The sequence below is a fragment of the Flavobacterium sp. genome, assembly GCF_049318325.1.
Lineage (GTDB): Bacteria > Bacteroidota > Bacteroidia > Flavobacteriales > Flavobacteriaceae > Flavobacterium.
In genome coordinates this window covers 1-4473 of sequence record NZ_JBMOGQ010000161.1, presented here as the reverse complement: position 1 = coordinate 4473, position 4473 = coordinate 1, and the positions used below count along the sequence as shown (strand labels likewise).

Here is a 4473-nt window from a genome sequence, read left to right as displayed (position 1 = left end):
GCATTCGCTAATGGCATCCATGATTTGCAAATCGTTAGCGGTTTTAATAAATTCTTCGGAATAGCTGCAACGCATTAAGATCTCGGAAATTTCTTTTTTATCAATGCCAAGAAGCACGCCAAGGGTTTCTCTGTCAAATTTGGATTCTAACAGATTCCTAACCGTGTCATCCTTTTTCATCTGTTTGAGTTTTTTGAGCTCGTTAGTCTTCTTCCCGAAGAAATTATATAGCATATCAGCCGGATTAAAAATAGAACCTAAGACTCTGGTAAAAGCTCCAGGAGACGTATCTCCCGTTTCATAACCTTGTGGCAAACCAGAAATACTATATCGATAGTTTGCTTTATCGGGAATAAGTTTTGAATCTATTTCAAGATAACCTGTTAAATCATATTTTCTAACAATAACTTCCTCTAAAGCTATTGCTTTTTCGGTAAGTAATAATTTAGCTGTACCATTTTTTAACCAGTCATTAGTTACTCTTACGCGCAAGGATTGATAACCTAAAGAGGCAATATGTAGCGTGTCATTTACACTCACCTCTAATTCAAAGTAACCTTTAACATCGGTTGTTACCCCTTTTACTTTATTTACATTAATAACATTTACATTAGGAATAGGTTTCAAAGTATTGTCGTTGAAAATTGTTCCTGTTACTTTTTGAGACACCGAATTAACTTGCGAAATTGCACTTAGGGAAAATAAAAATAAAAGTAAAACTGTAGAATATCGCATAAGACTTTTTGATGGTCTAAAAGTATGAAACTCTTTTATGATATAATAAAGTTTAGTCTTAGAATTAGAATAAAATTAACAAATGTGATAAATTCTAAAAGTAAAAACCCAAATCTCAAGTAAACCTCTATGGATTTATGGCACATAGCTATTACAACTGTAATATTTCCTGTACTCCAAAATCCAAAACCAATAGCCTAAAAATTACGACCCAAATATCTTTTTTTAATTCGGGAAATTCTATCTGTAGTTTACTCTACTGAATACAAAATTTGTATATATTTCTGATACACAAATCAGTATTAATATTGATCTACATCTAACTTTTATATCGCCTTTTAAAACTGCATAATATTACTTCATAACCCAAACTATATTAGACGTAAGATGAGATGCCGAATGATCATTTGTACTTTTTCCAATAAAAAACAAAGCTATAGCTAGAAAAATTACCTTTATTTAAAAAAGAGCTTTTCTCTGCATTTGGATTCCAACTTAACGGAATAAATATTTAGAAGATTATTTATTCAAAACGTGGTAAGCAATAAGACCGTCAATTGGTCTTCTGAGTACGTTCCCAACTTTTATATCATATTTTTGCAATGCAGCTTCCAACTCATCTTTTAAATAAAACGCGATAGAGCCTACAAAATGCACTAATAATTCATGACAATTTTCGAATTGTAATATATAATTTTCTACAAAATCTTTCATTTCATCCTGAATTATTTTTTTACAATAATCATTGTCTTTATGCTTAATCAAAAACTTTGCAAAAGTTGCCAAATAAGCATTTGGATTAGGTTCTTTGTATAAATTATGTTTGATATAATCCGGGTCAAGATTGTATTCTTCTTCAAATTCTTTGGCTAAATCCTCTGGCATTTTGTTAAAAGAATAGCCTCTTAACAAATGTCTTCCAAAACGATTTCCAGAACCATCATCCATTGCTATATAACCTAATGATTGTACTTTTTGATGCAATACTTTACCATCAAAATAACTACAATTAGAACCGGTACCAAGAATGCAAACTATGGCTTGTTCTCCTTTAGGTGTAGTAGCATAGACTGCAGCATAAGTATCTTCATATACAGAAACTATAGCTTTGGTGAAATATTTTTTAAAAACACTAGTCAAAAAATCTTTCATTCTATCGGTTCCGCAACCTGCACCATAAAAGTACAGATGCGTTGCTTTGTCTTTATTGTGAGAAATATCAAATTTATTGTCAAGACGATTGATGATTTCTGCTTCTTCTAAAACTTCCGGATTTAAACCCAGTGATTGCGTAGTGAAAATTACTTTTCCATTATCATCAATGGCAATCCAATCGGCTTTGGTAGAACCACTATCAACTAATAATTTCATATTTTATTTAAGAGTATAGAGAATAGATTATAGAAAATAGGCTCAGCCATTTTCGTCACTATTGTGATTAATTATAAAATAGAGTAAAGATATTTTTTTAGTCTATATTCTTTACTCTATTTTCTATTTTCTTTAATTATAAATTAGCGATATGAACTGATAAATCAATTAATTTGCTTGAATAACCGTATTCATTATCATACCAGGAAACCAATTTAAAAAAGGTCGAATTTAAACCAATTCCGGCTTTTGCATCTACAATAGAAGTCCTTGGGTCAGAAACGAAATCTTGAGAAACAACATCATCTTCTGTGTATCCAAGGATACCTTTTAATTCGTTTTCAGAAGCTTTTTTCAATACTGCCATGATTTCTTCATACGAAGTTTCTTTGGCCACTTTTACAGTTAAATCAACTACAGAAATGTCAACTGTAGGAACACGAAAAGACATTCCTGTCAATTTTCCGTTCAATGCAGGAATAACCTTTCCAACTGCTTTAGCAGCACCTGTTGATGATGGAATGATGTTTACACTAGCAGCACGACCGCCTCTCCAGTCTTTTCTTGACGGTCCGTCAGCTGTCATTTGAGTTGACGTTGTAGCATGAACGGTGGTCATCAAACCTTCCACAATTCCGAAGTTGTCATTGATTACTTTAGCTAATGGCGCTAAACAGTTGGTCGTACAAGAAGCATTAGAAACTACAGTATCTGTTGCTTTAGCTTCAAGATGATTTACACCCATAACAAACATTGGAGCATCTGCAGATGGTGCAGAAATAACCACTTTTTTAGCACCACCATCAATATGTGCTTTTGCTGTATCAATTGTTGTAAAGAAACCGGTACATTCAGCAACAACATCAACGTCGACTGCAGCTTCGTCCCATTTAACTAATTTTGGATCTCTCTCTGCCGTTACTCTGATGTATTTATCGTTTACGTAAAGTTTTCCATCTCTTACTTCTACTTTTCCATTAAAATGCCCGTGAACTGAATCATACTTTAATAAGTAAGCTAAATGATCTACATCTAATAAGTCGTTAATAGCTACTACTTCAACATTGTCTCTGTTATAAGTTTCTCTGAATACAATTCTTCCAATTCTTCCGAAACCATTAATTCCTAATTTTACTTTTGACATTTTTTTGTTAATTTATTTATGTGGTAATGTTGTTATTTTTTTGATATCGAATGAACGAATAATCAAATAAACTAATCCTCTTTCTTTTATGTAGACATGATATCTGAAACTCTTAATAATTCTAAATCAATTTCAGAGTGTCCTTTAATAGCGTTTTCTAGTGGAGTTAAGGCTACTTTATCATTTAACATTCCTACCATGTAATTGGACTTTCCTTCTAAAATTGATTCTACAGCTTTTACTCCAAGACGTGATGCTAAAACCCGATCATAGCAGGATGGAGCACCACCACGTTGCATGTGGCCTAAAACAGAAACACGAATATCATATTCCGGCATATTTTCTTCGATATAATCTTTAAGTTCAAATACGCTTTTACCAATTTTATCGCCCTCGGCTATAACCACAATACTAGACGATTTTCCAGATGCTTTACTTTTACGTAAAGATTCTAAAAGACGATCTAACCCTAAATCTTGTTCTGGAATCAGTATTTCCTCTGCTCCTGCTCCTATTCCGGCATTTAAAGCAATGTGACCGGCATCTCTTCCCATAACTTCAACTAGAAAAAGACGATTATGTGAACTTGCTGTATCACGAATTTTGTCTATACATTCTACGACTGTGTTTAATGCAGTGTCAAATCCTAGAGTATGGCTGGTACCAAAAATGTCGTTATCAATCGTACCCGGAATTCCCATCACAGGATAGCCAAATTCTTTATTAAAGACTTCTGCACCGGTAAAAGTTCCATCTCCACCAATGACCACTAGAGCATCAATATTAGCATTAACTAAATTTTGATGTGCTTTTTGTCTGCCTTCAAAAGTCATGAATTCTTTAGAACGTGCCGATTTTAGGATTGTGCCTCCTTTATTCACAATATTGTTCACGCTCCGAGGTCCCATTTCTTTAAAATCGCCTTCAATCATTCCCTGATAGCCTCTGTAAATGCCAATACATTCAATATTATGATAAGCACAAGTTCGTACTACAGAACGTATGGCAGCATTCATTCCGGGAGAATCACCTCCCGAAGTTAATACCCCTATTTTTTTTATTACTTTAGACATCTTCAATGTATTAAAATGTAAAATTAGCAAACAAGAACCATTGTTTTGCCCCTATTTTTGGTAAATTAACAAAACGGAGTAAATTCAATCGTTTTCGTTTATAAGTTTTTGGTTTATTAAATTTTATGTGAAGAGTTTTACACTAATCAT

4 protein-coding genes are annotated in these 4473 nt (G+C 33.1%); all 4 read right to left on the bottom strand.

What is annotated here, in order from left to right; all coding sequences use genetic code 11:
- The coding region (locus ACOYLP_RS10905) for a carboxypeptidase-like regulatory domain-containing protein (protein ID WP_422856199.1) at positions 1-735 on the bottom strand (735 nt) is incomplete at its 3' end.
- Between the two features lie 519 nt (positions 736-1254).
- Positions 1255-2106 (bottom strand): BadF/BadG/BcrA/BcrD ATPase family protein, encoded by an 852-nt coding sequence (locus ACOYLP_RS10900; RefSeq protein ID WP_422856198.1) that lies wholly within the window; start codon positions 2104-2106, stop codon positions 1255-1257.
- Positions 2107-2242: 136 nt separating this feature from the next.
- On the bottom strand, positions 2243-3250 hold the full coding sequence (gene gap, locus ACOYLP_RS10895) for a type I glyceraldehyde-3-phosphate dehydrogenase (protein ID WP_422856197.1): 1008 nt from the start codon (positions 3248-3250) through the stop codon (positions 2243-2245).
- A gap of 86 nt (positions 3251-3336) precedes the next feature.
- Positions 3337-4323, bottom strand: a complete 987-nt coding sequence (gene pfkA, locus ACOYLP_RS10890) for a 6-phosphofructokinase (RefSeq protein WP_422856196.1) — start codon at positions 4321-4323, stop codon at positions 3337-3339.
- Between the last annotated feature and the right edge of the window lie 150 nt (positions 4324-4473).